Consider the following 26,896-nt stretch of genomic DNA (forward strand, 5'->3'; position numbering starts at 1 on the left):
GTGTGCCGGCAAAAGCAGCGGTTCCCGGCATTGCAAATGCGATAACTGCAAATGCTAACACTGCAACTCTCAAAAGTGATTTCATTCTCATCTCCTCTCTTTTCTGTGTTACTCAACTGTCACGTTGAGCTCTTTTTGCGGTAAGTCGAACCTTGTCATCGCCATTTTGTTCTTTTGTATGACAGGTAATTCTGTACCAACTAATTGTTCAAGTTGTGCAATGCGCTGTGCTTGGTCTGTTAGAGCACGCGCTTGAGCGATGTATAGCTCAAAATATGTGTTTTCTGCCGCGATGACCTCTTCAAGGTCGACTTTGCCACTCTGATATGCCTCTAGGGTTACTTCAACGGATTGCTCCGCTTTAGGGAGCAGGCTTTCTTCATACAGAGTGATTTGTCGAATAGCATCGCGATAGCGATATAAAGCCAGCTCCAAATCGGCTAGAAGGATATCTTTGCGTCCCTTTTTTGCCTGAATAGCTACGAGCCTTTTTTCTCTTCCTTCTTCAACGGCAGCGTCTCTGCCGTCCTGCCAAATAGGAATATTGAGGCTTACAGTGGCTATAACTGGATCATTACCGTTTTGGCTTGGATCACCGGAACGGGCTTTATCTGTGTAAATTGATTTTATTCCGAAGGTGAGGTCTGGATAATAATTTTTTTCTGCAAGAGTAATCTGTGCGTCTGCACCAGCGAGTTGTTGGTCAAAGCTCAGCAGCTCAGGATTTGTTTGCTGAAGAAGCTTCCTGAGCATATCTTCTTCAACCTCTAACTGTAGCTCCGCCACTACCTTTGATAGATGCACTGCATCGTCAATATCTCGCCCCATAGCCGCGTTCAAACGAGCTTGAAGAGGAATATACATGTCTTTAAGTGAGGCTTTTCTATTTCGAGAAGAGTCTAGTTCAACTTGTGTTCGGAGCACGTCTGAATACAAAGCATTGCCTGAAGAGTAGCGAGCACGAATTGTAGCTTCTAAAAATTCTAATAATTCGACCTGTTCTGTTGTAAGCTGGATAGCCCGTTGCAAGTAGAGCAACTCATAGTATGCTACTTTAACATTCCGGAATATCGTAGTTTTAATGCTATCCGCTTTTGCTTTAAATACATCCGCTTCGCGGAGTGCAATGTTTTCTTTTGCATCTAGCTTACCAATCCAAGGAAATTTTTGAGTAAGCGCATAACTCATGCGTTGTGGACCAACGCGTGTTTCAACAGGGACAATGTAGACACCAAAAGTGAATTGCGGGTCAGGCAGTGTAGAAACTTGTGGTGCCTTTTGAATTGCGGCTCTCCACTTACTGAATGCAGATTGTAGCTCACCGTTATTTTCAGCCGCAATTTTTAGATAGGTAGGAAGTAAATTTTCAGCGGCGTCTTCTGCATATAATGCTTGTACGCTAAAAAACAATAGCGCCACACTCATCAAAAATGTTCGTGCAATCATTTGTTTTCCCATGTGTTTTGTTTGTCAGGAAATCGCATTTCAATATTAAGAAAGCATAATCAGTAAGTTATGACATACAGTATTCTTTAACACCATGCAGAAATATTATTGTTAGCGCCATTGTATTAATGAGTTTTTGTAAAGGATTGCTAAACGTTGCTTCTGATTATGTAAGCAAAGCATAGGCCAAACTGGCCAATCCTTACTATTTTAGTCAGATATAGAACGGTATTTATTTTTATTCAAGCCCCCCTCTTGAAATTGTATAAAAAGTATACAGTTCAAGACCCTTCCCCTCCTGCTATGTTCATTTTTTTTACAGTAGAAAGAAGTTTGCGAGCGTCAGGCTTGAAGGTCATTACGTAGTAGGTAAGTGGAATTGTACATCCAGCTTTAAGCATCAGTGAGACAAGGGGGCCGTTCTTTGAATGTTTCACGCGTTCGCAATTAAGAATAATCCTTACATGTGGGCTGCTATGAGTGCTATCATTAGTTCTTGTTATGTTAGAAGGTGTACTATTTTTAGGCACCATAAATTTCTAATTGTGGCGAGGACGAATAATTATGCCTATCCGCATTAAAATTCTGATTATCCTGCTATTAACGACAATTCCCCCTGCTCTTTTCTTGCGTGTAAACAGCATGCAATCGATGAATCAGCTGGCAGAAAACGTTGAATCACGAACAGAAACTATACTTCTTAATAATATTAGCATGCTACTGCTGCGTGTTGCTGAGGGGCAAGCGCATCTTCTAAAGCGTGAAGGGCAACTTATTAATACGGTCTTAAGCATTCTTGCTAACGATGCCAGCATAACATTATCGTCGTCACCGCAATCAGCAAAAAAAAGTACGATTCTTCCAATGTATGAAATGGAAAGTCCTAAAGGCATGGCTGACAGGGGGGGCGCATGCATGTCCTCTTCTTCACCAAAAACTAAGGATAATTTCAAATTATTACTTCCTTCGCTCGAAAAATTTGCGGATTTATATCCCGAGTTGATTCTTTGGCAGCGTGTACGACTTTTGGATAGTTCTCAGCTTTTTTTTCCTACAAAAAAAGCTGAACATTCTGAGGATCAATGTTTGTTTGGTGAACCCCCTCTGCCTGCGATCGCAGGAGAAACATCGTGGTCACCGCCCCTGCACGATCCTCTATTCAAAAGATCGATATTTACAGCTACTCAGAATATTTATTCAAAGGACACAAAAATTGGGTCTGTTACAATTGCAGTACCTGTGCATACGCTCCTGCGTTCTCCCGGGAATCTGTCTAAATTTTCGCCTAATGTTACGTCCTATCTTGTTGATGCAACAGCAGAAGGCGATGAGCTTATAATTTTTGCTGTTAGAACACCGAAAGATCAAGGTGGAAGGTGGTTTAGTTCTCCAGAAGACAACCTTGCGCTTGATAAAAAAACGCTCAGTCAAATTTCAGGGGATGTTGTACTTGGGAAGGCTGGTTTACTTAGTGCGATTGTTGATGATGAAAGCCTGTTAATAGCCTACGCACCGCTTAAAATAGGTGGTGCAACTTTGCTTATCACCGTTCCACGTATAGACATTGTCAATGATGCCTCTGAAGAGACAGATATTATTAGAGCTATCTTTTCTAAACAAATGGACACGTCGCATCTGCTGTTGAGTGGAACTCTTTTGCTCTTGGGAATTGTCGCAATTATTTTGTCTATCTCGTTGAGCAAGAGTATCTATAAACTGGTTCATGCTGTGCGCGCCGTGAGTGCTGGTGATTTTTCAGTACGCATTCGAAATGTTGGACAAGATGAGATTGGAGAACTGGGAAAAGCTATTAATGAAATGGTACCTACGTTAGAAGAAAACGTTCATTTAAAAAGTTCGCTTCAGTTGGCAAGCGTTGTGCAGCAAAGCTTATTGCCCAAGCAGGCACCTACTCCAGCCTCTTTTGATATAGCTGGAGCAAGTTACTATTGCGCAGAAACCGGTGGAGACTACTACGATTTCATCGCCTGTGCATCCGGAAGTGCTTCTCAGCTTACTATGGCAGTTGGGGATGTTGTTGGTCACGGTATTCCTGCTGCGTTGCTTATGGCGACAGCGCGAGCGTATTTACGATCTAGTGCAAATAACGACTTCACCCTGTCCGAAGTGACCCGTAAGACAAACGAACTGGTTGTGTGCGATACCTATGGCTCCGGCCAGTTTATGACACTCTTTCTTGCTTCGTTAGATACTTTAAAAAACACATTTACCTGGACACGGGCAGGACATGACGCAGCGATTGTGTATCGTGGGTCAGAATCCCGTTTTATTGAGTTTAAAGGGATTGGAAGCACAGCCCTTGGTGTGAAGTATGATGCAAGGTACACAGAAAATACAGAGCAGCTTTTCCCCGAAGACATCATCGTCATTGCTACTGATGGAATATGGGAAGCACGATCTCCTGAAGGTGTGATGTTCGGTAAAAAACTTATGGAGACTATTATTCGTGATAATGCCTCGCTTTCGGCAGAAAAGCTTATTGAAAAATTACATACTAGTGCTCTGAATTTTACCAAGCTCTCGAGCCTTGAAGATGACTTCACTTGTCTTGTTATAAAGTTCCGTAAGAAAAGTTAGGTAAAGCAATAATAAAGCCGGATGGGTACTTTTCCACATTCGGCTTTATTACTTGCCAAGATTACTATAAGTCATGCGTGTACGTTTTTTTTGGTATAAGCAGTGTCGAATACGTAACTGCTCTTCCCTCTTGATCTTCATGAAAAGTCGATAAGGACAATATGTCAGAAAAAGAAACGCTTGGTTGGAAAGAATGGGCATCACTACCGGACTTCAGTATCTCATGCATTCTTGCAAAAATAGATACTGGTGCTCGAACTTCTTCACTCCACACAATAGATGAAGAGATCTTCATTAAGGACAATGTAGAGTGGATTCGATTTACAATTGCGCTCGATTCACGCGAAAACAGAACTGTTTCAGCAGAAGCCCCGCTCATGGCAAGGCGTTCTGTCACTAATTCCAGCGGTCAGACAGAAGAACGATTTGTTATTGAAGCCCTAATTTCCATTGGCGACTGGCGCAGTTTAGCAGAGATTACCCTAACTCGTCGTAGAGGGATGAAGTGTCGAATGCTTGTTGGTCGCACTGCCATATCTGGAACTGCTATAGTTGACCCAGAGCACACGTTTTTACATCAAGCCCCCTTATGTGGCTAACGAGCTACTTGCTGTTGTCTTTTTAAATTACAGTCGATTGCCTTGAAATTTATTTTTCCTCTCCTTCCTTCTGTCCATTCGCTCCCCCAAAAACACCTTTGCTGAATAAGTATGGAGCAAGAGGACGTTGTAGCCCTTCGCGCCTTTTGGGTGAAAAGACGTTACCTCGTTGCTCTCTTCGTCTTATCTCTACCTAGATGATAGGCAGTAAGAACTGGTATCTCGCAAGAATATTTTCTTTTTTTATTTGTAACAGTCCTGTAATTTTAGCAATTTTCGGTATAGTTAAATAAAAAGAAAAATTTTTTCGAAAAACTTGCCTTGACAGTTGGTTGAATTAGATCTTAAAAGGCTTTTCATGTTGATAACGGATTTCATTTTCAGAAGTCGATTGATAAATACGTGAGTGAATTCTCTTACTTCAGTGCCGCTATTAGCCAAGTGGTACTGTAATGAGATCAGGATTCGCACAACCTTGCGTATCGTATTCTTTTGTCTCAACTTGTTGAAAATGAATTTCATAATCATACATCCAATCTGTCTTGGAATACGTGAATTAAGAAGGTAAAATTTAATGAAACGCTTTATTGTACTAGCTCTCGCTACTTGCATGATTCTTAGTGTCGCTGCTGGCGCTTCTGCTGCTGAATTTAAGGCTTCCGGTTCTATGTGGGCCGGTTTCGATTACATCAACACTGATGGTTCTGACGATGATACCAACAACTTTATCCAGAGAATGGATACTCAGGTAGACATCATTGCTTCCGAAAATCTTTCCGGTACTGTGCTCTTCCGTATTGAGCAGACATGGGGACAGGCAAACGAAAATGTTGGCGCAGGTTCCGGCGGTGCTATTGGTGCTGACGGCGTTAACGTTAGCACACTTCGCGCTTACATCGACTTCCTCGTACCTTCCACAGAAATTAGAGTTCGCGCTGGTATTCAGGGACTGGGTCTTCCTGGTGCTGTAACTGCGTCTGGCGTACTTGATAACGACGTTGCTGCAATTGTTGCTTCTCAGTCTTTTGACAACGTAGCTGTTACAGCTTTCTTTGCACGCCCATACGATTCTGACGGTACTGATGATGCAACCATGGATCTCTTTGGTGGTATTGTTGCGGCAGATCTTGGCGTTGCGACTGTTTCTCCATACTTTCTGTTTGCAAACGTAACCGATAAGGTGGATGCAGACGGCGAAATTTTTGAAGATAATATGTACTGGGTAGGTGCTTCTCTTGAGGCTGCTCCAGTAGAAAATCTCGCATTAGCATTTGACGGTGTATTCGGTAAAGAAAACGGTAAAGACGGCGGTTTCGCAATTGCCGGTAAAGCTGCTTACACTACCAGCATGATGGTTCCTGCAATCGTTGGTTGGTATGCTTCCGGAAACGACGACGATGGTGAAGGTCGTATGCCTAGCATCGATGATGATGACTTCAGCATGACTACTCTTGTTGGTGCTGGTGCTATGGGACCAGATAGCGATAACATTTTCGGTAGTGCTCTTGGTAAATGGGGTCTTGGTCTTCAGCTTGAAGAACTTACCTTCATTGAAAAGCTTAGCCACACTGTACGCCTCACCTACATTCAGGGTACAAACGAAGACTCTGACAGCATTAGCAGCTGGGGTGAAGACGATCGTGCAACCGAAATTGATGTTGCATCCGTTTACAGCATTTACGACAACCTCGACCTCCTTGTTGATTTTGCATACGCAGTCACCGACTTTGATGCCGGTTCTGCTAAAGATGTAGATAACGTATTCAAAGCTGCTGCACTCATTCAGTACAATTTCTAAACACTAACTACGTATTCCAAAACAGACAGTTTCTTGAAAAGAGCCACTTAGCCAGTGGCTCTTTTTTATATCCAGTAAAGCTGTTTTTATTCTGCCCGATTCAATTACGTTTATCTTGTGTGCATCCGAAACGTATTGCTCCTCTTGTGCCTTCGTTCATTTTCTACTCGCCAGTCGAACAAATTCCTGCTTTACGTAATAATCAGCACTCGTTTGTTTTTCAATCTATACTGGAGAACTACCAGTCAGAATATACAATGAAGTAATTACGTTGAAGTTCTATGCAGCAGCCAACTACATGTTTGAGTCGGTTACTTTTATACCCGACCTAGACGTTGGGTGTAATGCATAATATTTTATCTGTTACGCAACCTGCGGAGAATTTAATGGGCAAATATATATTAAAGTTTTCCCCCGTCATTGTTGCCATAATTATGGCCTTATTCCCTTCTCCGGCAGGATTGTCGCCCGAAGGATGGTACTTTCTCAGTATTTTCATTGGCGTCATTATCGGGCTAATTATTGAGCCAATCCCCGCCGCTCTTGTCGGGCTTTTAGGCGTATCTATCGTAGCAGCGTTGGGTTTGGTTGACCCGAATCCCACTGCCAGTAGAAATTGGGCGCTATCCGGTTTTTCTAATGGCGTTATCTGGCTAATATTTTCTGCTTTTATGTTTGCTCTGGGGTATCAAAAGACCGGTTTGGGGAAGCGTATCAGTTTAGTTCTGATTAAGTATTTAGGGAAAAGCACACTTGGGCTTGGCTACGCAATTGCATTTTCAGATGCCATTCTCGCACCCTTTATGCCTTCTAATACAGCTCGAAGCGCAGGTACCATTTATCCGATTGTGAGTAACATTCCGCTGATGTTCAATTCCACTCCAGATCATGAACCACGCAAGATCGGTTCGTATCTGACATGGGTTGCTATTGCGGCAACGTGTGTCACAAGTTCTATGTTTTTAACCGCACTCGCCCCAAACCTGCTTGCTATTGATCTTATTGCTCAAACGACCAACGTTCAAATTTCATGGGGACAATGGGCGAAAGTGATGATTCCCGCCATGTTCCCTCTTTTTATTCTCACACCTTGGTTGGCATACGTGATTTACCCGCCGACGCAAAAAACATCACCAGAAGCGCCATTGTGGGCAAAAAAAGAATTGGAAAAGCTTGGGGCTATTACTCGAAAAGAGCTCATGATGCTTGGGTACGCGGTATTGGCACTTATTTTTTGGATTTTTGGTAAAGAACTTGGCGTTAACAGCACCGTTGCAGCCATCTTGGTTCTGTCCTTAATGGTTTTAAGTGACATCATCACGTGGGAAGATGTCATTAGCAATAAAAGTGCGTGGAACGTTCTTATCTGGTTTGCAACACTGGTTGCGATGGCTTCCGGACTGAGTAAAACCGGTGTTCTTTCATGGATTGGCAATCTTAGCTCAAGTTACTTGCAGGGGCTGCCACCATTTACAGTAGCTCTGTTCCTCGTCCTTATGTTCTTTATGCTTCACTATTTCTTTGCAAGCACCACCGCCCATACTACTGCCCTCATGCCTTTATTTATGGTAACTGCCACCGTGCTGTTACCTGCTGAGATGATCCCACAAATTGCACTTATGCTTGCGGGTAGCCTTGGTCTCATGGGTATTATTACTCCGTATGCAACGGGGCCATCCCCTATATGGTATGGGTCAGGATTTATCAGTCAGGCTCGCTGGTGGTTCCTGGGTGCCATCTTCGGTGCTCTTTATTTAGCTTCTATGCTAATTTTGACAGCTTTATACGTTTAACCCTCCATTCAAAAAAGAAAAAAGGTCTGCATTTTCGTGCAGGCCTTTTTTTCTGGTAATGGAATGTCCGACATAACCTTTTGGACGACGATTCTCCGATCCTTTTCAAATTATACCAAACGACCAAACAAAATAAATGGATACCGATGCTTCAGTACAATTTTGATCTGCTCGAAATCCGCTATAATTCCATTTGGCATTCAATCCTCCACAAGGCGCTTGCCCAAATCCGCCATTCCTCCACAGTAAGTGGCCATGATTGCGACTGCCTCCCAGTCTGATAGACGATATCTTGTGAATCTAGGAAGTTCGAATGCGTCCCCAACGCAGAGGAATAACCCGAAACGATGGTATGGTTTGACACGCTTCCATGAAAACCGAAAAATTCTTCCAGAACAGAATAGCAGTCCCTAGTTAAAACCAAAATCCTATTCGGGCACCTTTTGCGCTTCCCAGTGTTCCATGCATTTTCTGAAAATATGGGGGTAGACGATGAAATGGCGGAATGGCCGGATGCACCTCATGTAAAACGCACTGAAAGCGGTCCTATGCTTAATGTACACCGCAAGGCGAACCTTCCACTTACCTTCTCCCGAGGGAGACCAAGCATAATGCATTAATGTATGCTCGGTGGAATTGGAGAGTTCGTGGAGCGTTTCGTCCTCGAAGGTATACACTGGTCTGAAGTCCATAAAGTCTCGTGTTGAGATGTCCATCGCGCGTTCCGGCGTGTCTTTCTCAAAATCGCTTTCCTGCAAACGATCGCGAAGGCTCTTGTCCCCGCAGCCCGGGATAGGGAGACTATTCATGTTATTATCGATGCGAAATAACGCCCCGAAAAGTTTTCGCATCCTGAATAGCATTCCAGTCAAGGAGCCATCATAAATGCTCTTCATCGTAGGCTCAATGGCGGATTTCTGGAACAAATGTAAATTGACCCCGTCCTTTGCGCCGAATTCGTAGGGGAACTCCCAAGTATCCTCGAGTAGAAAATCGGACGCTAATGAACGGACCCTCCAGTTGAATTTGGTATGCGTAGCAGTCGCGGCAGTAAAATTCATAGTTATTCCTTTGTATGATAATATAGGGCTTAGTACATGATACGTGCAAAAAGTAGGAACATATTTCTACCAACTTCGATCTGATCCATCCATTGCGAACACACCGGCTTTGATAAAGCCATTTCTTATCTCTGCTGTCCTTTCTTCAAGTGGATTCAGTCCAACTGCCAGCCTCCGTTCATTAACCCGTCGAGGTTCTCAATCAAACAAGGTGCCCAATCACCGTCTTGGTTGGAATCGTGTCCCGTAAATTTGGGGGTTCCCTTCGTACATGTGTATACGATCCTCCAGCATTGCCGCCTGCCAAGGGATGGCTTGATTGTTGAAAGCAGCTTCCTTAAGCAACGATAGGCAATGTCGCATGAATGGTGGATTGCCAGTGGCATGCTGTGCGATCAGCCACGCTGCCCATGCACCGTCCTCGCCAACTAAACTTTTCCCTGGCCAGCCATTTTGCACGATGATGGTCTCAAGCCGAAGAGATTTATCTCTATAGAGTTACAGGCACAAATTGACACAGAATTACTTTGCTAACCTGCTGTTCTAAAATAGCAGCTAAACGCTTACTGATTTCGAGTGTGAGTCCGTCATTTGTTGAATAAATTATTAGTGTATTGCCCATTGTCTCTTCTGGTTAACAGTCTTTTGTCTGCTCTATCTACCAATGTTTTATGTAGAAATTACGAAAAATACTTTGTAAAAATCATACCTGAAGGAAGTTTTTCAGGCAACCACCCGAATAGCACGGCACAATGGACTTTCAGAGAAAGATCAAAATGTGAAATCTGTTTCTTTTAACTTTTCCTGTTGTACCTTTCGAGGGGATGGGCAAAAAAACATATTCTTTATGCTTCGCTACTTCTTTCGAGCACAACTGCTCACCCCACTGCCCTCATGCCTTTATTTAAGGTAACTGCCACAGTACTTTTCCCTGCTGAAATGATCCCGCAAATTGCACTTATGCTTGCGGGTGGCCTTGGTCTCATGGATATTATTACTCCGTATGCAACAGGGCCATCCCCTATCTTACGGGTTAGGCTTCATAAGTCTGGCTCGCTGGTGGTTCTTAGGTGCCATCTTTGGCGCTCTTTGTTTAGCCTCTATGCTAATTCTGACAGCTTTATCGTCTAACAACTCCATTCAAAAAAGAAAATAGACCTGCATTTTTGTGCAGGTCTATTTTCTTGTAATGCTGACGTCTTGGTCTTTGGTGGTCAGTTACAGACATCCGAACCAAAAAATTTTTAAAAACAATGTCTGTTCATACAGAACACTATTCGTTTTCTCACAATTCTTAACGTACCGTTCAAGCTTCAATATTTTGTTACTTTGAAGGAGTAATTCAAATAAAAGTGATAACATTTAAATAGTTGTATACCTAATCTATTACCGTGGAGTAAGCTGAAAGGGATATGTATTTTGAAACGAAGCAAGCGAGACCTCAAGAGGCCTTTGAAAGGATTACACTATGCATTTCTTAAAGCGACTATCGATGCGAAGCAAAATTTTCATAACCTTTCTTCTTCTTGTATTTGTCATGTTCGGTTCCATTTCTCTTACATTACCCCACATAAAAGAAACATTTGAGAAAACTATAAAAAATGAACTGCAAGCTAACACAGTACTTGCGAGTATTATGGTTGAGAAGCTTTTGGATGAGTCTGTTGAGCAATATTTTAAAGGGATGGCCGAAACGAGCGCTGGAATTGTTCAGCGGTTTTACAATAGATACAGACGAAAGGAACTCTCGCTGGAACAAGCACAAGCCTTCCCTAAAGAGCTTATGAATACGCATTTAGTTGGAGAAACGGGATACACTTTTTTTATTACGCCAGAGAACAAAGATAATATTGAAGAAATATTACTGGATGCACCTAACAGCGAGACTCTTTCTCATTCTTTTCTTGAAGCAATAATTTCTCAAAAAAAAGGATTCTTGCGAACTGTAAAAGGAAAAGGGATTTTTCCAGAAGATGATGTGGCTTATCTGGATTACTTTTCTCCATGGAAATGGATTATCGCAGCTGTGCCGTTTGAAAAGGGAACTCACTCTATTGTTAGCCTGACAAACTTCAAAGATAGCATTGAAAATTCGAAATTAAGTCCGGGGAAAGGGAGTTACATTACTATATTCGAATTGGACGGGCACATTTTGTATCACCCGTTCTTGCAAAATAAAAATGCATTAGAGCTTAAGGATCCTAAAACAAATAGATTTTTCATTCGAGATCTTGTTGATGTCGTTAGAAAGAAAGGTTTCGATATTCCACAGACGGGCTGGTTTGAATATCATTTTTTGAAACGTGAACAAACAAATAGCTACGGTGCAAAGCTATTCTACTATGTATACCAGCCAAAAAATAAATGGTTTGTTGTTACAGTCATCAATAAAGCTGACATGTTGATGCCTTATTCTCAGCTAATTCATGATTTAGGAATTTTCGCTGCGATCATGCTTATCGTGGTAACTTTTCTCGCATTCCTATCATCCAATCACCTTCTCCAACGTATTACTGCATTGAAAAATGCAGCCAGAAAGCTTTCTGAAAATGACTACAATCTTGATCTTCAAAAGTATGCGGATGATGAAATTGGAGAACTTGAGGAGGCGTTTGGTGATGCCAGTACGAAAATTTCTTCGCTTACACAAAGCCAGAAAGAACTAAACGAAAATTTGGAACGAATTGTGGAAGAGCGAACAGATGCACTGTATCTAGCTTTGCAAGATGCTGAATCTGCAACCGAAGCAAAATCAGAATTTCTTGCAAACATGAGCCATGAAATACGCACGCCGATTAATGCCATTACTGGGCTCACCTATCTTATGCAGCAACAGGATGCACCACCCCAGCAGAAGCGATACATCACCAAAGTTGAAACTGCCGCACATTCACTTCTCGGAATTATTAACGATATTCTCGATTTTTCAAAAATTGAAGCTGGAAAACTTGATCTGGAAAATATGACTTTTTACTTACATGACGTAATGGAAAAAGTATCAACAATCGTGGGGATAAAGGCTTCAGAGAAGGATCTCGATTTCATTATTAGTTACGAACCTGATGTTCCAATGACCTATAAAGGCGACCCTCTTCGTCTTGCTCAGATCATTACCAACTTAACGAATAATGCCATCAAATTTACCGAGAAAGGCGAAGTGGGTGTCTATGTCTCCCGTGAGAGACGGCATTTATTACGGTTTGAGGTGAGGGATACAGGTATTGGCCTGACAGAAGAAGAATCATCCAAGCTTTTTAAATCATTTTCGCAAGCAGATACAAGCACAACTCGTAAGTATGGCGGAACCGGACTTGGTCTTGCCATTTCTAAACAGCTTGTCCAAATGATGGGCGGCCGTATATGGGTTCAAAGCATTAAAGGAAAAGGGACATCATTCTTCTTTACTGTCACTCTTAAAGAATTTTCATCAAAAAATGACGAGCATATGCTCTTTACCAATAAAAGTGTTCTTATTGTTGACGATAGTCCTTCGTGGCAATCTTCACTTTCAAATTTACTTTCTGTTTACAATTTTGACGTTGAAGTAGTTGGCAGCGGTGAAGATGCTCTCAAGAAAGTAGAAGAAAAAGTTCCGTACGATCTTATTCTTATGGATTGGAATTTGCCGGGTTTGAATGGTGTTGAAACGACAAGAAAACTTAAAGAGATGCATCCAACATCAGTGCAACCAATCATTATGGTTTCTGCTTATGATGAGGAATATTACAAAGAAGAAGCAGAACAGCTGGGCATTGCAATATTTTTACATAAGCCCATAAACCCTTCTGAGCTCTACAACATCATTATTTCTTACTTTGGAACAGAGGTTAAAGAAGATTTAGACACCAAGGTGGAAAAAGTGAGTTTGCAGGAAGAGCTTACGACAAGAAAAGGGAGCTGGGTCTTGTTGGTCGAAGATAATGAGCTTAACCGGGACATTATTAAAGATATGCTCGCTCACTCCGGTATCTTGATCGATGAAGCTCATAATGGGCAGGATGCTGTAGACAAAGTTCAGCAACATCCCGACAAGTATGAGCTGATACTTATGGATATACAAATGCCTGTAATGGATGGATATACTGCTACTGTAAAAATACGAGAAGACAATAGCGATATTTCCATAATTGCTCTTACTGCAAACGCAATGGCAGCAGATATTGCGCGTTCAAAAGAAGCAGGCATGGATGCACATCTGAATAAGCCAATTAATGTGGAAGAATTTTTTACGACATTATTACGGTACCTATCTCCAAAGATTAGTTTGAATTCCAATACTCCGCTTCCTTCCGAAACTACAGACCAAGTGATGTTCAAGTTTACCGTAATCGATGCTGAAGCCGGCTTGAAATACATGAATGGCAACCTCGCCCTGTATTATAAGATATTACGTAACTTCCAATCAAATTATGAAGATGCACATAACTCTCTTAAACACCTGCTTACCGAAAACAAGAAAGAAGCAAAACTTTTATTGCATACTCTTAAAGGCCTCAGTGCAAGCATAGGGGCAAAAGATCTGCACACCATTACAAAACAACTTGAAACAAGTTTCGATAGTTCTCTTTTAGGAACTTTTGACCATGAGCTTGGAAAAGTACTGGATGACATAGCAAGTTGTCCTGAGCTTTCAAAACAAAAACAGCTAGACTCTAATTTGCCATTACTTGAAGGAAATACACGTAAAAATTTGTGGTCATCTCTTTTTCAGGCTATAAAAAGTAAAAGACCTAAGAATATTAAGGGAATTCTGGATAAGTTTTTGCCCTATTCTCTGCAAGAGGAGGATGCGCAAAAACTAGCTGAAGTCCGAGTACTTTTAGGTAAATTTAAATACAATGACGCGCTGAACCTTTTAGGAGAAAGTAATGAATAATGATTCGCCTCAACCAACGATACTTGTCGTAGACGATTCTGAGTCTAATATTGAGATGGTTCTTGCTATTCTGGACAATTATGATGTCATCCCTGCGACCTCAGGAAAAGATGCTTTGGATATGGTTGCGAGCGAACATATTGACCTTATCCTGTTGGACATTCTGATGCCGCAAATGAGTGGTTTCGAGGTTTGCGAAAAATTGAAAGTGTCTGAACAGACAAAAGATATTCCAGTGATCTTTCTTACAGCCCAAAAAGACGAAGATAGCATTGAATCTGCATACCTAACAGGTGGAGTCGATTACGTTACAAAACCCTTTAAACCAGTAGAATTACTCGCCAGGGTAAAAGTGCATCTTGATCTTCAAAATCTTATTCAAAAATTAGAATATCTGGCAACAAGAGACAGTTTGACAGGTATTTACAATCGCAGGAAATTTTTCAAATTAGCTGAAAAAATGTTTGCCACGTACGATGAGCATCTCTATGCCATAATGCTGGATATTGACTTCTTCAAGAAAGTTAACGATCAATATGGACATAACGCCGGGGATATTGTTCTGAAGCAAACGACAGATGTTATTTCTAGCTTATTACCTTCTTCTTCCATATTCGGGCGGATAGGCGGAGAAGAGTTTGCCGTAGTGTTAACAGCATCATCTGATGAACAGGTGATAGCGTTGTTGGACAACATTGTCTCAACGTATGCAAATACGAGTATGAAGGTTGATTCGATACACGAAATCCAATGCACGCTAAGTTGTGGAATGACTCAAAAAGTTGAGTCAATTAAGACAATTGACGATTTACTCAAAGAAGCCGATGCAGCTTTGTATGAAGCAAAGCAAACAGGAAGGAACAAAAGAGTAATACGTGCCGCAAGACGCTAACTACCTCTTTGAAAACATTGACTGCTACGCAACGCTTCACCACATACTTGCCTAACATTAATGTAGATACTGCATTATGAGGCATCCCTCTAAACTCATTGTGCGTTTTTAGTAATTCACAATGACAGCCCCCCTATTCAGGAAGCGAATTATGCGATTACCAATTTTTCAAGTTGATGCTTTCACAGATACCATTTTCGGTGGTAACCCTGCTGCCGTTTGCGAATTAACGCACTGGCTACCTGATAGTGTTATGCAAAAAATAGCGGAAGAGAATTGTGTAGCGGAGACAGCGTTTTTTCTTGCTGTAGATGATGGTTTCGAAATCCGGTGGTTCACTCCAGAATTTGAAATCGACTTATGCGGACATGCTACGCTTGCAACTGCACATGTCATTACACGCCACCTGCAACCCTCATTGAGCTCGGTGAAGTTTCATTCTAAAAGTGGAATACTTTCGGTTTCCGCAGACAGCGAGTTATTGACCTTAAATTTTCCTTCACGCAAGCCCGTGCCCTGCTCTATTCCTCAAATCATTATTGATGCAATTCAGACTGAACCAACAGAAGTTTTGAAGTCGCGAGATTATGTCCTTGTATTTGAAGATGAAGAAACGATTAAAAGCATAAAGCCAGACTTGGCGCTTCTTAATCAAATAGATATTGGGATGGGTGGCATTGCTGTCACAGCTAAAGGAAACACCGTCGATTTTGTGTCGCGTTTTTTTACGCCTCAAGCCAGTATTTCAGAAGATCCTGTCACGGGCTCTGCCCATTGTTCTCTGATTCCGTACTGGAGTGAAAAACTGCACAAAGAATCAATGGTCGCTTTGCAGCTATCATCACGAGTCGGAAAACTCTTTTGTAGAGATTTGGGCGAGCGAGTCCTAATTTCTGGCAAAGCAGCAACCTACCTCGAAGGGCATATCACAATCTAAATCTCCTTCTCGACCCAACACGCTGATCATTGCTTTGTTCGCCCGTACGCTCGTCGTTAGCGGAGTTTTACGGTATTCTAATACTTCTTGATACAAGCGAGTTAATCTTCAGATTTGGACGGACTCAGCTTGTTGTTAGTTTGTATTCTTTCCCGCTACTCTTTTGCCTTATTTAGGATAGCTGAATCCCATTCATAGCCTTTAAAGTTGACGCGGAAAAAAGTGGAGTAAAGGACTGGGCACAGTACAAGAGTTAGCCCGCTTGCTACTGTTAAACCGGAAACCATAAGTACTGCCATTGGGCGCCACATACCACCACCTGAGACTATCAACGGCACAAGCCCGACAATGGTTGTAATCGTAGTCATTATAATAGGACGCGACCGTTGTAATCCGGACAATACTAGAGCGTTTCTAATATCAACCCCACTTTTTTCGAGCACATCAATCCTATCAATAAGCATAATTGCATTGTTGACGATAATGCCCAGTAGGCTGATTAGTCCCAAAAGCGGCATGAAACCAAAAGGTTGCCCCGTTAGAAGCATTCCGGGAGCAACGCCTATCATCATAGGCGGCAAGGTCAGCAGAATAATTATGGGCTTACGAATTGAATTGAATTGGGTAACCAGCACAATGATGAGAAGTCCCATTGCCAGTGGCATGTTTGCCATCAATGCTGCCTGGGCCTTTCTGCTTTCTTCATCTTCACCGCCAACTTCCAGAGTATAGTTTAGCGGCCATTGATCTGATTCTACCAACTTATCGAGCTTTGGTTTAATTTCCTGTAAAGCATCAGACGCATACCTTCCGACCACATCAGCCATCACCGTCATAGTTCGGACTTCATCACGGCGTCGAACATTGGACGGTTGCCAGATAAAATGAGCGTTGGCGACTTGTGCTAAAGGCACACTTAGTTTTTCAGTATAAGAATAAACATTCATACCCGGAATTTTGTCTGCTTGATCTCGATAATCATCATCTGAGCGCAAAACAATAGGGATGACCGTGTCACCATCACGAAATTCAGAAACAGGCAATTCTGACATCTGCATTTGCATGGACATAGCTATATCTTGGCTACTAAGCCCAGCACGTCGCGCCCTATCCTGATTTACTTCGATAACGAATTCTTTAGTCCATTCTCCCCAATCATCCCAAACGACGGTTACGCCTGAAGTATTTTTTAAAATTTCCCCAATTTTTTCACGTAAATCGTAGAGTTCTTCTATGCTATCTCCAGCAACTCTCAGTTCAATTGAAGCACCTGCTGGTGGGCCAAGCATCATTTCCTTTAATCTGAAACGTGTATCTGGAAAATTTTCTATGATCTCATGTTCTGTCTTATCCATAAAACTTTCCAAATGATCAAAAGAATCGATATTAATGATCAACGTAGCCAGATTTTCGTTCTGTTGCTCAAGATCTAAAGGTAGATACCAACGTGGTCCACCTGTACCTACAAATGTCAGCACAGATTTAAATTCTTTCTGTTTCATTAAGAACTTTTCAAGCTTCTCATAACGTCTTTCTGTCGCCCTAATGTCAGTGCCATATGGTTGCCAAAAATCGATCATAAACTGCCCGCGCTCATTGGGAGGGAAGAATATGTTCGGCACTGATTTAAATCCTGTCAGGGCAGCACCAAATAGTCCGAAGACAATAGCAAGAGCGATAAACCTATTTTTCAATGCCAGCATCAATAGCTTGCGATAGGCATTATAGATTTTACTGGAAAAGGTTTCTACACTTGGCTGCGGCTTGAGCAGGTAAAAACACATCATTGGCACCATGGTCATCGATAGCAACCATGAGGCTGCAAGAGTCAACGTGATTACCACGAATAATGATACACAATATTCTCCGGCAGAACTTGGAGCTAGCGGGATTGGAAGGAATGCAAAAACAGTTGTGAGGCTGGCTGCTAAAAGAGGGAAAGAGAGCTCTTTCGCGGTACTTATAACCGCTTGTTTTCGATCCTGCCCTGCTCCCAATTTAACAAGTATGCTTTCGCTTACAACAACCCCGTTATCCACAAGAATCCCCAGAGCGATAATCATGGCTGCAATGGATATTCGCTCAAGCATTACATCAAATAAAGGCATGAAAATAAGGGCTGTCAGCATAGCCATTGGAACAAGCGTTCCGCAGATTAAACCTACACGTATGCCAGCAAAAAGAAGCATGACGAGAATAACGAAGACAAACGCCTGCGCCAGATTTATGAGAAAGTCGAAGATAGAAGTCTGAACATATTCAGGCGTGTAGATAGCCATTTCAAGGTCGAGGCCGGCGGGTAACTCTTCGTTAACATTTTCCACAAGTGTTGTAAGCTCTTTGCCGAGTTGGATAATGTTGTTTCCAACTTTCATGCTGACGGCAAGAAGAATGGCAGGTTTGCCATTGTATTGTACCATTGTGGTCGGTGGATCAACAAAACCGCGCTTAATATCGGTTAAATCTGAAAGCGCTACACTTTCCTTACCACCCGGAAAGCGCAGTGATAGTTGACGAATATCATCAACATCCAAAAATTCACCTGTTGAGCGAATGTTAATCCGTTCGGGATCATCATACACCTGCCCACTAGGTTTGATAATATTTTGAGATTGAATAACCGATGCCAACGCAAAAGGGCTAACTCCTAACTCGGCAAAGCGTGCATTTGAAAATTCGATGAAAATTCGTTCTTCTTGCTCACCCCATAATTCGACCTTGGAAACCTTTTGAAAGCGCAAAATTTTATTACGAATGATATCTATTTCATCTTTCATTTCACGATACGTATAGCCATCACTTGTAAGCGCAATAAGGAAACCGAACACATCTCCAAATTCATCGTTAACATAAGGAACAGAAGCTTCAGGGGGTAATAACGGGATAGTATCGTCGACTTTGTTCCTTAGCTTTTGCCAAGCAGGTGCTACGTCTCTGATACTTTCATAAATATTGACTTCGATGATGGAAAGGCCTGTAAAAGATTGTGACTCGACATAGTCAACCTCACCCATTTCGCGAATTTTTTCTTCAAGCTTATCGGTGACGAGCTCTTCGACTTTTTGCGGTGATGCACCTGGAAACTGTGTCGTGACAACAGCCGTACGAACAACAAAATCCGGATCTTCCTGTCGAGGGATAGTCGCAAGTGTAATAACACCGGCAACTGCAATAAGGATGAATATTGCAAGAGACGTTACGTTATTCCGGAGGCTCCATTCCGTAATACTCATAAGCGACTTCCTCTACTGTTCCTGAGGTCGTACTTTCTGACCTTCCTGGAGGCTGTGCACGCCTCTGACTACTATCAACTCTTGTGGCTTGAGCCCTTTTTGTACGATTAATCCACCTTCTCCCGGAAGACTAATTGTGACCTCGCGTTTATGAACAGCATTTTCAGTATCCACTATCCATACGTATCTCTTTCCATCAGCAAGCCCAAAAACTGCGGCGGCTGGAACCACTACCAATCTGTATTGTTCTGCCTGCTTGAAATTGAACGAGACCTCTCCAACCATACCGGAACGGATACGTTTATCTGTTGTTCCGATACTGATAGTCACAGGGAATGTTGATGTTTCGTTAGACCGAACGCCCACTTCTTTTACTGTCCCTTCCAGTTCCAAATCACGGAACACATCAAAGCGTATATCAACCGGCTGATTCAGCTTCACCATGGCAATCAGTCTGTCAGGAACCCCAACGTCCATTTCAAGCATACCACGTGAATTAAGAGTCGCCACAGGCTCGCCAATGGCAACGTTGGTGTGTACTTCAGCCGGAACAGAGCTAATTGTTCCAGCTTCCGGCACGAACAAACGGGTGTAAGAAAGGTTACGCTTCGCGATTGCAATTCGTTCATTTTGAGCAGCAGATTTTGCTTTCATGGAATCAAGGTAAGAGGCCGCCAAGTCAAATTCACTTTGGCTGATTACATCCATGTTAACGAGCTTTTCTTTACGGTCATAGTCAAGCTTCGCATTTCTTAGCTCTGCAAGAATGTCTTGAAGTGATGCTTTTGCTTCACGCATTTCTAAAAGATAATCAGTAGGATCAAGCTCTGCTACAAGAACTCCTGTTTTCACCTTTTGTCCTACATCTACAGGAAGTGAAATGATCATCCCACTGACCCGAAATGAAAGGATTGTTTCAAGAACGTCCTTTGCTGTCCCTGAAGTAGACCAGATCCGAGTTTTCAAAATGTCCGGCACGCGGTACACAATGACCTTTTTAGGAGGGGGTGGTTTTGCAACTTCTTCACCACAACCGACAAGGCCGGTTGTGGTTGCAATCAGTATCAGCAAAAACCATACGTCAGGACGCACGCGCATATTTCACCTTCAAGCTTGTTACGAATATCTGTTCCTCATATAGCAAAAATTCTATTCTTCAAAAAATAACAAAGTGCTAGGCTCGCAACAACTATATGTTCCTGTAGCCTTCATCACCTAAGTATATCCTTCAACACAGCAACAGCCCTGTCTAAAACAAAAGCCATCCTTTCCTGCTGACGTAGTGGAACGAATGTTTCTCGATATTCTCTTGCGTTAATATCCTCCGACAATCTAAGACATTACTTCAATAATACTTTGGACTTTTCCATGTCACCGCATATGATAACGACGAGTCTGTACTCATTTTTTTAATCAAACTGACATCTCAATTGAGGAATCCATGGATCCCATAATCTTATCTGTTACGTTTGTTTTAGGACTTTTGGCCAATCGCATGAAGTTGCCTGCACTTGTTGGGTTTCTAGTTGCTGGCTTTATTCTAAATGCGATGGGCTTCACGGTATCCGAGGATATTAAGGATATTGGCGATCTGGGTGTTACCCTTCTGCTGTTCACTATTGGACTTAAACTGAAAACCAAGCAGTTATTACGGCCAGAGATATGGGCTGCTGGTTCAATACATATGACATTAGCCGTGCTATTTTTTTGGCTTATTGTTCAGCTGTTTACATATACTGGTTTACATTTTTTTGTCGGGCTCAGTATTTCTACATCTCTTCTCATTGGTTTCGCTTTGAGCTTTTCAAGCACTGTTTTTGCCGTGAAAATTATGGAAGAAAGTGGATTAGCTAAATCCCTCAATGGCAGAATTGCTATCGGTGTCCTTATTATTCAGGATATTCTGGCTGTACTTTTTATTACTTTTTCTACGGGGAAAACACCTTCACTATGGGCACTTCTCATAATTGCCCTACTTCCCGCAGCGCGCTGGGTGTTCCGATATATTCTCGACCACACTGGTCACGGAGAATTACAAGTACTTTTCGGAATGTCGCTTGCCTTGGCAGCTGGCGCTGGTGCCTTTGAAATGGTGGGACTCAAGGCAGATCTTGGTGCGTTGATCATGGGAATGCTTCTCGCAACGCATCCACGGGCGTCTGAATTAGCAGACTCACTGCTTAGCCTCAAAGATTTTATGCTCCTTGGCTTCTTTCTCAGCATTGGGTTGGGTGGATTTCCCAATATGACAGCACTCGCTACAGCAGTGTTTTTCGTATTACTTATTCCTCTAAAAAGTATGCTTTTTTTCTTTTTATTTACGCGGTTCAACGTCAGTGCACGTTCTTCATTTATTGCCGCTATTAATCTTACAAGTTATAGTGAATTTGGTTTGATTGTTGGAGCCATCGGAGTTTCTTATGGTTGGATGGACAGCAAGTGGCTTGTGGTTATGGCTATTGCTCTATCATTATCCTTTATCGTGGCTTCTCCTTTAAACATGCAGGCCGAAGAGTTGTTTGAAAGATGGCGCAATTTTCTTAATCGATTTGATACAGAAATATCGCATCCAGACGAAGTACTTATCTCGTCTACGGCGAATTGGCAGATTCTCATTGTCGGTATGGGGCGTGTTGGTACCCAGACATACGATTTCTTACGCGAACGCTTTGGTGATATAATTTTGGGTGTGGATGCGGATCAGGAAACAATACAGCGGCATAAAGACGCAGGACGTGACGTTGTGCATGCCGACATATCAGATGGTGATTTTTGGCGAAGAATTGTGCCGTTACGGTGTGTCAAACTTGGGGTTCTTACAATTCCAAATCTTGACGCAAAGCTCTACGCTATGAACATGGCAAAAAAGGTTGGCTCAAATAGTAAACTTGTTGCCATAACAGAATATGACGACGAAATAGCACCGTTATTAGTTGGTGGTGCTGATTTTGCTTTTAATATCTATGATGGAGTGGGCATTGGTCTAGCTAGCGAAATCAGTAATTATCTCGATACGTCTAATTTAGTGATAGAGAAATAAGAATTACAAATTGCTTCTTAAAAGAAGCAATTTCACTAGGAACGCTACGTTCCCTTTGGAAACTGGGACACTGTGTATCCTACAGTAGGTGATGCTGGGGCTAGCTGTGCAAGCCTATCCAACATCGTTAGTGAAAGAGATTTTAAGGATTAGATCTTTCCGTGCTTGCTTCACAATTTTTGAAAACCTATTTTACCCATAAAAAAGTGGCTCTGTTTTAGCAGAGCCACTTTGATTTAGTATGGGGAAGTTGAAACGGTATTACTATGAAGACGTATTGGCGTGATGCCGCAAATCTTCTGTTACGGTTGCAATTTGTTCCGTAGTTTCACCGAGATTGACGATTACCTGCGTCGCTCCCTGAACTTCTTCACCAGAAGATGCAACAATACCTTCCATTTGTCCTAGGGCTGTGGACACCTGAGAGTATTCACTTGCCTGTCTATCAGCTGCTTCAGAAATCTGTAGCGAACGGTTGTAGGTCGTCTCTGCACCATCAGCGATTTGCTTAAAACGTTCTCCAGATTCTTCCGCAAGCTCAGCAGTCTGAGTAATGTCTTCAGCAATACCGTTCATGGATTGCGCGTTTACTTGCGTTGCCTGCTGGATGCCGGAAATTGTGCCGCCTACTTCTCTAGTTGCTTCCATTGTTTTTTCTGCAAGCTTACGTACTTCATCTGCCACAACAGCAAAGCCTCTACCTGCATCTCCTGCCCGCGCCGCTTCGATCGCTGCGTTAAGAGCAAGCAGGTTGGTCTGATCTGCAATATCTGAAATCACAACCATAACCTGATTAATGGATTCTGCCTGTCTATCAAGTTGGCTCATCTGCTCTTGAAGGGTATTGGCTTTTTTATGGACAGCCTTGATAGATGAAAGAGATTTTTCAATCATCTGGAAGCCTTCACGAACAGCCTCAAGCTCCATTTTTCCTTGCGACATAGCCTGATTGGCAAGCTCTTTAATAAGAATTGCGGCCTGATGCAGATTTTCCATCGCATGATCAACTTCGTTCATCTGATTTTGCTGGTCATAAGACTTTTCACCCACAACATCCATATGTCCCATAAGGGTTCCCATCATAGTCTTGCTTTGCAAAGCTGCCTGTTCAAGCATCTGAGCTGTTCGCAAAATTTCATCATATGATGTTTGAAGATCGTGTCTGTTCTTTTCAGCATCTTTTTGAGCCAAGGCTGCTGCCTGAGCTTTTTCTTTGGCCTCTGAGCTAGCTTTTTGTAGGTCATTATGGCCTGTAACAAGCTCTTTAGACATAGCATTCATGGCTAAGGCAAGTTCAGACAATTCATCTGAACCATCAGTCGGGATGTGCAGGTCAAGCTTGCCATTTGCAATATATTTCGCACCATCCGTAACAGTTGCCAACGGATGTAGAATACTACGGATGATAAAGAGACAAAGAAACATGATCCCGAACAGGAAAATACCAAATAGTGTCGCGGCAAGAATGATTCTAGGACGCACAAGACTCATAAGAGTTGTTTTAAATACGGCCTGATTCTCTCGGATATTTGACATGTAGATACCGGTACCGATCCAGATATCTGTTCCTGAAATGAATTGAGCAGAGCCAATTTTAGGCTGCAGTCCTTCACCGGGTTTTTTCCACTGAAATTCAGTAATCCCACCACCCGCTTTGGCAATTTGAAATAGTTCTTGAATAATGTATGTGCCATTAGGGCCTTTTAATTGATCAAGATTTTTCCCAATAAGAGACGGGTTTGCCCCATGAGCAAAACAAGTGGTGCCTTTGTACGCGTAGAAATAACCAGATTTATCTTTTTCGAAACGAATCTGTGTAAATGCTTTTTGAATTATCTTTTGCTGTTCAACCGGGTCAGTAACTTGATCCAAGGAAGCTGAAAGAGCACTAGCAAGAATTGTTGTTGCAGCAGTTATTTTCTCTTTTTCTTGAAGAGTCATTCGCTTGTTAACTTCGATCGAACTCGTATCCATGAGTGCGTTGGCAGATTGCCAGTATTCGAAAAGTAATCCCCCCAGAGATAATAGGAGTAAGGCAAAAAGTATCTGAATTCTGGTAGCAATTTTAAATTTTCGCAACATAGTAAATTCACTTGTATGGTTTGTTTAAAAATCATTATTCTAGATAGTTGATGCTTTTCTGCACCAACACAAAGTCACCAAGGCAAGCCACAAGGTAATACTGTTAATTGCGAGACTCACGGTAGGTGAAAAAATACACCATCATGATAGGCGCAGGCGTAGCGTCCTCTCTGTGAAGATAGGACTAGCAGGATATCTGCATGAAAAATTAAGTGTGGAGTCAAATAGGATAACTAGTCATAGCTATATTCCATCCAATCACGACATAGTCCCTGCATTTTGTATTTCAGCGACTGCGTGTAATTCCCCTAAATTTAAGCTATGTTTTTTGAAGAATATTTATTGAAAACGACAATCAATGTCAACGGTTGTGATGACATCTTTACTTTCAAATCATAATTTATTTTAGATTCTTATGCTTTCACTGTGCGTTAACACTGCCCTATTGCAATGTTGCGGCGTCAAAGCTGCAAATGCATGTCAAAATAAATTAGCCAGATCTCTAACAGCTAAAAGTTTAGCTCTCCCTTCAGCCATGAGATAAAAAAAGTTCAGTCTACTATCCTGTTCTGGATTCACAACAGATAAGACAACATAGTCCACACCTGTGTTCACAAATCCAAAAGGCGCAACGAGCATCCCCTGCCGTATGTCATCAATCACTAAAGGTTCAGGTCCAACAGCAATACCTAATCCTGCTACAGCAGCCTGTAGACTAAAGTAAAAGTGATCATACAACTGCTCTGAAGAGATATCGGACGTTATCGAAGTTAGTTTAATCCAATCTCTCCAAGCCTCTGGTCGGGTGCGAGTGTGGAGGAGTTTTTTCGGCAGGTTTTTATTTTTGTGCCAGTACTCTGGACTACAAACTAGTCCAATTCGTTCCGTACCCAGTGATGTTGCCGAATAGGAAGCAGGCCATACAAAGTCAGATCTACGGATTGCCATATCCAAGTTAGCAGAAAGAATATCTACAGGGCCGCCTGCTGTCGAAAGATGAATATCCATCTCTGGATGCCGTTCGTAGAATTCTCCTAATCTTGGCATTAACCAGCGCATGGTAAGAGAAGGCTCGCATGATACTGCAAGGCTCGGAGTCTCTTTTTTTGTTCTCACCTTACTACACGCTGACTCGAGTCTGAACATTATGTCTGATAGTTCTTCGGCGAATGACTGCCCTTCTTTTGTAAGCACTAGTTGACGATTCTGCCTGTGAAAAAGCGGTAGCCCAAAATGCTGCTCCAGCTTCTTTACAGCTTTACTTACTGCACCGTGAGTCACATGCATTTCTGCTGCTGCTTTGGTAAAGCTTTCGTGTTTTGCGGCAATGCAAAATGTCATTAAAACTCCCAAAGGAGGAAGGGAATGCATTACAATCTCCTGTGAATAAAATTCATACGTACCTATACAATTTTTCGTTATTTTTCTTTGAAATACAAGTGTAAAGAAGGTTTTAATGAATAACTATATGGAATGGAAGTATCATGAATGTATGGGGAAGTGAAATAGCAGTTGTCGTTGCAATCATTGTTCTGGCTGTAATTAGTCCGGGCCCGGATTTCGCTATAATAGTCCGTAACGGATTACTTTACGGCCGCAAAAATGGTCTTTTTACGGCTCTTGGAATTGCCTCTGGCATATCGGTTCATATATCATACACGCTTTTAGGGCTTGGTTACGCCGTTGCAAAGTCTGCATGGCTGCTGGAAGCTGCCAAGTATTTAGGAGCAGCCTATCTCGTTTATTTAGGCTGTATGTCGATTTATAGCAGTTTTAAAAATGGCTCAGCGAAGCTATCGCTTGAAAATGCAGATAGTTGCCTTTCGAAAAATACAAGCTATGGCAATTTCGCTGCATACAAAAATGGTTTCCTTTGCAATGCGCTTAATCCTAAAACCGCCATGTTTTTCTTAGCGCTATTTACACAAGTAATCTCTCCCTCTACCCCCAAAAGTGTTCAAATAGGCATTGGCATATTCATTTCAGGTATCCATTTACTTTGGTTTTCTCTTGTTGTCCTCTTACTCACAAATTCAAAATCTTCAAAATTTGTGGCAAAGAGTAAAGCTTGGATAGAAAGAGGTGTTGGGGGAAGTCTTATCGGTTTAGGGACTAAAGTTGTGTGTGACATTTAGTCGCAACGTAAAAGGAGCCATCATGCCTATCAAACCTATTTGCTTTAAAGACAAGTTGACGCTGTTTTCCGAATATTGGTCGCCACGTGTTATCGCAGAAATGAACAATTACCAGTTTAAGTTAGCTAAATTCAGTGGAGAATTTGTGTGGCACGATCACAAAGATACAGACGAAGTCTTCATTGTTCTCGAAGGAAAAATGAGCATTTTATTTCGGGAGGATAAAGTAGAGCTATCAGCAGGCGAAATGTTTGTCGTTCCTAAGGGGGTAGAACACAAACCCGAGGCATCGGACGAATGTCACGTAATGCTTATTGAACCAAAGGGCGTAATCAATACTGGCGAAAGCAGCAGTGAATTAACAGCTGAAAACAATGTTTGGATATAGCAAAAATCTATTCAGAAG

General features: G+C 42.1%; 17 protein-coding genes and 1 pseudogene. 11 read left to right on the top strand and 7 right to left on the bottom strand.

Annotation, left to right across the window (positions count from 1 at the left end; genetic code table 11):
- Positions 1 to 108: 108 nt before the first annotated feature.
- Positions 109 to 1,446, bottom strand: coding sequence for a TolC family protein (locus MKHDV_RS11665; protein WP_216846910.1), 1,338 nt, complete (start codon positions 1,444 to 1,446; stop codon positions 109 to 111).
- Positions 1,447 to 2,010: 564 nt separating this feature from the next.
- On the opposite strand from MKHDV_RS11665, the gene MKHDV_RS11675 reads away from it, so the two are divergent.
- The 4 genes from MKHDV_RS11675 to MKHDV_RS11690 all read left to right on the top strand — a co-directional run bounded on the left by MKHDV_RS11675 (position 2,011) and on the right by MKHDV_RS11690 (position 8,234).
- Entirely contained in the window at positions 2,011 to 4,044 is a 2,034-nt protein-coding gene (locus MKHDV_RS11675) for a PP2C family protein-serine/threonine phosphatase (RefSeq protein WP_160715495.1), read from the top strand.
- Between the two features lie 161 nt (positions 4,045 to 4,205).
- Positions 4,206 to 4,643 carry a RimK/LysX family protein gene (locus tag MKHDV_RS11680; protein ID WP_160715497.1) on the top strand — a complete coding sequence of 146 codons (438 nt, stop codon included), beginning with the start codon at positions 4,206 to 4,208 and terminating at the stop codon, positions 4,641 to 4,643.
- 574 nt (positions 4,644 to 5,217) lie between these two features.
- Positions 5,218 to 6,441: an outer membrane homotrimeric porin gene (locus MKHDV_RS11685; protein WP_160715499.1), complete on the top strand. Its 1,224-nt coding sequence runs from the start codon at positions 5,218 to 5,220 to the stop codon at positions 6,439 to 6,441.
- 386 nt (positions 6,442 to 6,827) lie between these two features.
- Positions 6,828 to 8,234, top strand: a complete 1,407-nt coding sequence (locus MKHDV_RS11690; protein ID WP_160715501.1) for an anion permease — start codon at positions 6,828 to 6,830, stop codon at positions 8,232 to 8,234.
- A 428-nt stretch (positions 8,235 to 8,662) separates the two neighbouring features.
- Here the strand turns inward: MKHDV_RS11690 and MKHDV_RS11695 are convergent, their stop codons facing one another.
- The gene (locus MKHDV_RS11695) at positions 8,663 to 9,295 is read right to left on the bottom strand and encodes a DUF2867 domain-containing protein (RefSeq protein ID WP_160715503.1); all 633 of its coding nucleotides are present in this window, start codon (positions 9,293 to 9,295) and stop codon (positions 8,663 to 8,665) included.
- A 219-nt stretch (positions 9,296 to 9,514) separates the two neighbouring features.
- Positions 9,515 to 9,763: pseudogene (locus tag MKHDV_RS19215) on the bottom strand (DUF6624 domain-containing protein); the annotation flags it as partial.
- 426 nt (positions 9,764 to 10,189) lie between these two features.
- Here MKHDV_RS19215 and MKHDV_RS11700 point away from each other — a divergent pair.
- From MKHDV_RS11700 to MKHDV_RS11715, 4 genes are all read left to right on the top strand, one after another.
- Entirely contained in the window at positions 10,190 to 10,426 is a 237-nt protein-coding gene (locus MKHDV_RS11700) for a hypothetical protein (protein WP_254060467.1), read from the top strand.
- Positions 10,427 to 10,763: 337 nt separating this feature from the next.
- On the top strand, positions 10,764 to 14,171 hold the full coding sequence (locus MKHDV_RS11705; RefSeq protein ID WP_216846911.1) for a response regulator: 3,408 nt from the start codon (positions 10,764 to 10,766) through the stop codon (positions 14,169 to 14,171).
- Positions 14,164 to 15,063 (top strand): diguanylate cyclase, encoded by a 900-nt coding sequence (locus tag MKHDV_RS11710; protein ID WP_160715507.1) that lies wholly within the window; start codon positions 14,164 to 14,166, stop codon positions 15,061 to 15,063. The genes MKHDV_RS11705 and MKHDV_RS11710 overlap by 8 nt, the downstream gene beginning before the upstream one ends.
- Before the next feature lie 151 nt (positions 15,064 to 15,214).
- Positions 15,215 to 16,000: a PhzF family phenazine biosynthesis protein gene (locus MKHDV_RS11715; protein WP_160715509.1), complete on the top strand. Its 786-nt coding sequence runs from the start codon at positions 15,215 to 15,217 to the stop codon at positions 15,998 to 16,000.
- Between the two features lie 155 nt (positions 16,001 to 16,155).
- Here MKHDV_RS11715 and MKHDV_RS11720 read toward each other — a convergent pair whose 3' ends face one another.
- Positions 16,156 to 19,233 carry an efflux RND transporter permease subunit gene (locus tag MKHDV_RS11720; protein WP_160715511.1) on the bottom strand — a complete coding sequence of 1,026 codons (3,078 nt, stop codon included), beginning with the start codon at positions 19,231 to 19,233 and terminating at the stop codon, positions 16,156 to 16,158.
- A gap of 12 nt (positions 19,234 to 19,245) precedes the next feature.
- Positions 19,246 to 20,331 carry an efflux RND transporter periplasmic adaptor subunit gene (locus MKHDV_RS11725; RefSeq protein WP_160715513.1) on the bottom strand — a complete coding sequence of 362 codons (1,086 nt, stop codon included), beginning with the start codon at positions 20,329 to 20,331 and terminating at the stop codon, positions 19,246 to 19,248.
- A gap of 343 nt (positions 20,332 to 20,674) precedes the next feature.
- Here MKHDV_RS11725 and MKHDV_RS11730 point away from each other — a divergent pair, with 343 nt between their 5' ends.
- On the top strand, positions 20,675 to 22,273 hold the full coding sequence (locus tag MKHDV_RS11730; protein ID WP_160715515.1) for a cation:proton antiporter family protein: 1,599 nt from the start codon (positions 20,675 to 20,677) through the stop codon (positions 22,271 to 22,273).
- A gap of 264 nt (positions 22,274 to 22,537) precedes the next feature.
- On the opposite strand, the gene MKHDV_RS11735 is transcribed toward MKHDV_RS11730, so the two are convergent.
- Both MKHDV_RS11735 and MKHDV_RS11740 read right to left on the bottom strand, forming a co-directional pair.
- A complete protein-coding gene (locus MKHDV_RS11735) occupies positions 22,538 to 24,355 on the bottom strand; it encodes a methyl-accepting chemotaxis protein (protein WP_216846912.1) in 1,818 nt (605 codons plus the stop codon).
- A gap of 480 nt (positions 24,356 to 24,835) precedes the next feature.
- A complete protein-coding gene (locus MKHDV_RS11740) occupies positions 24,836 to 25,726 on the bottom strand; it encodes a LysR substrate-binding domain-containing protein (protein WP_160715519.1) in 891 nt (296 codons plus the stop codon).
- 113 nt (positions 25,727 to 25,839) lie between these two features.
- On the opposite strand from MKHDV_RS11740, the gene MKHDV_RS11745 reads away from it, so the two are divergent.
- Positions 25,840 to 26,490, top strand: a complete 651-nt coding sequence (locus MKHDV_RS11745; protein ID WP_160715521.1) for a LysE family translocator — start codon at positions 25,840 to 25,842, stop codon at positions 26,488 to 26,490.
- 22 nt (positions 26,491 to 26,512) lie between these two features.
- Positions 26,513 to 26,878: a cupin domain-containing protein gene (locus MKHDV_RS11750; RefSeq protein ID WP_160715523.1), complete on the top strand. Its 366-nt coding sequence runs from the start codon at positions 26,513 to 26,515 to the stop codon at positions 26,876 to 26,878.
- Positions 26,879 to 26,896: the final 18 nt, after the last annotated feature.

It is taken from the genome of Halodesulfovibrio sp. MK-HDV, from assembly GCF_009914765.1.
Lineage (GTDB): Bacteria > Desulfobacterota > Desulfovibrionia > Desulfovibrionales > Desulfovibrionaceae > Halodesulfovibrio.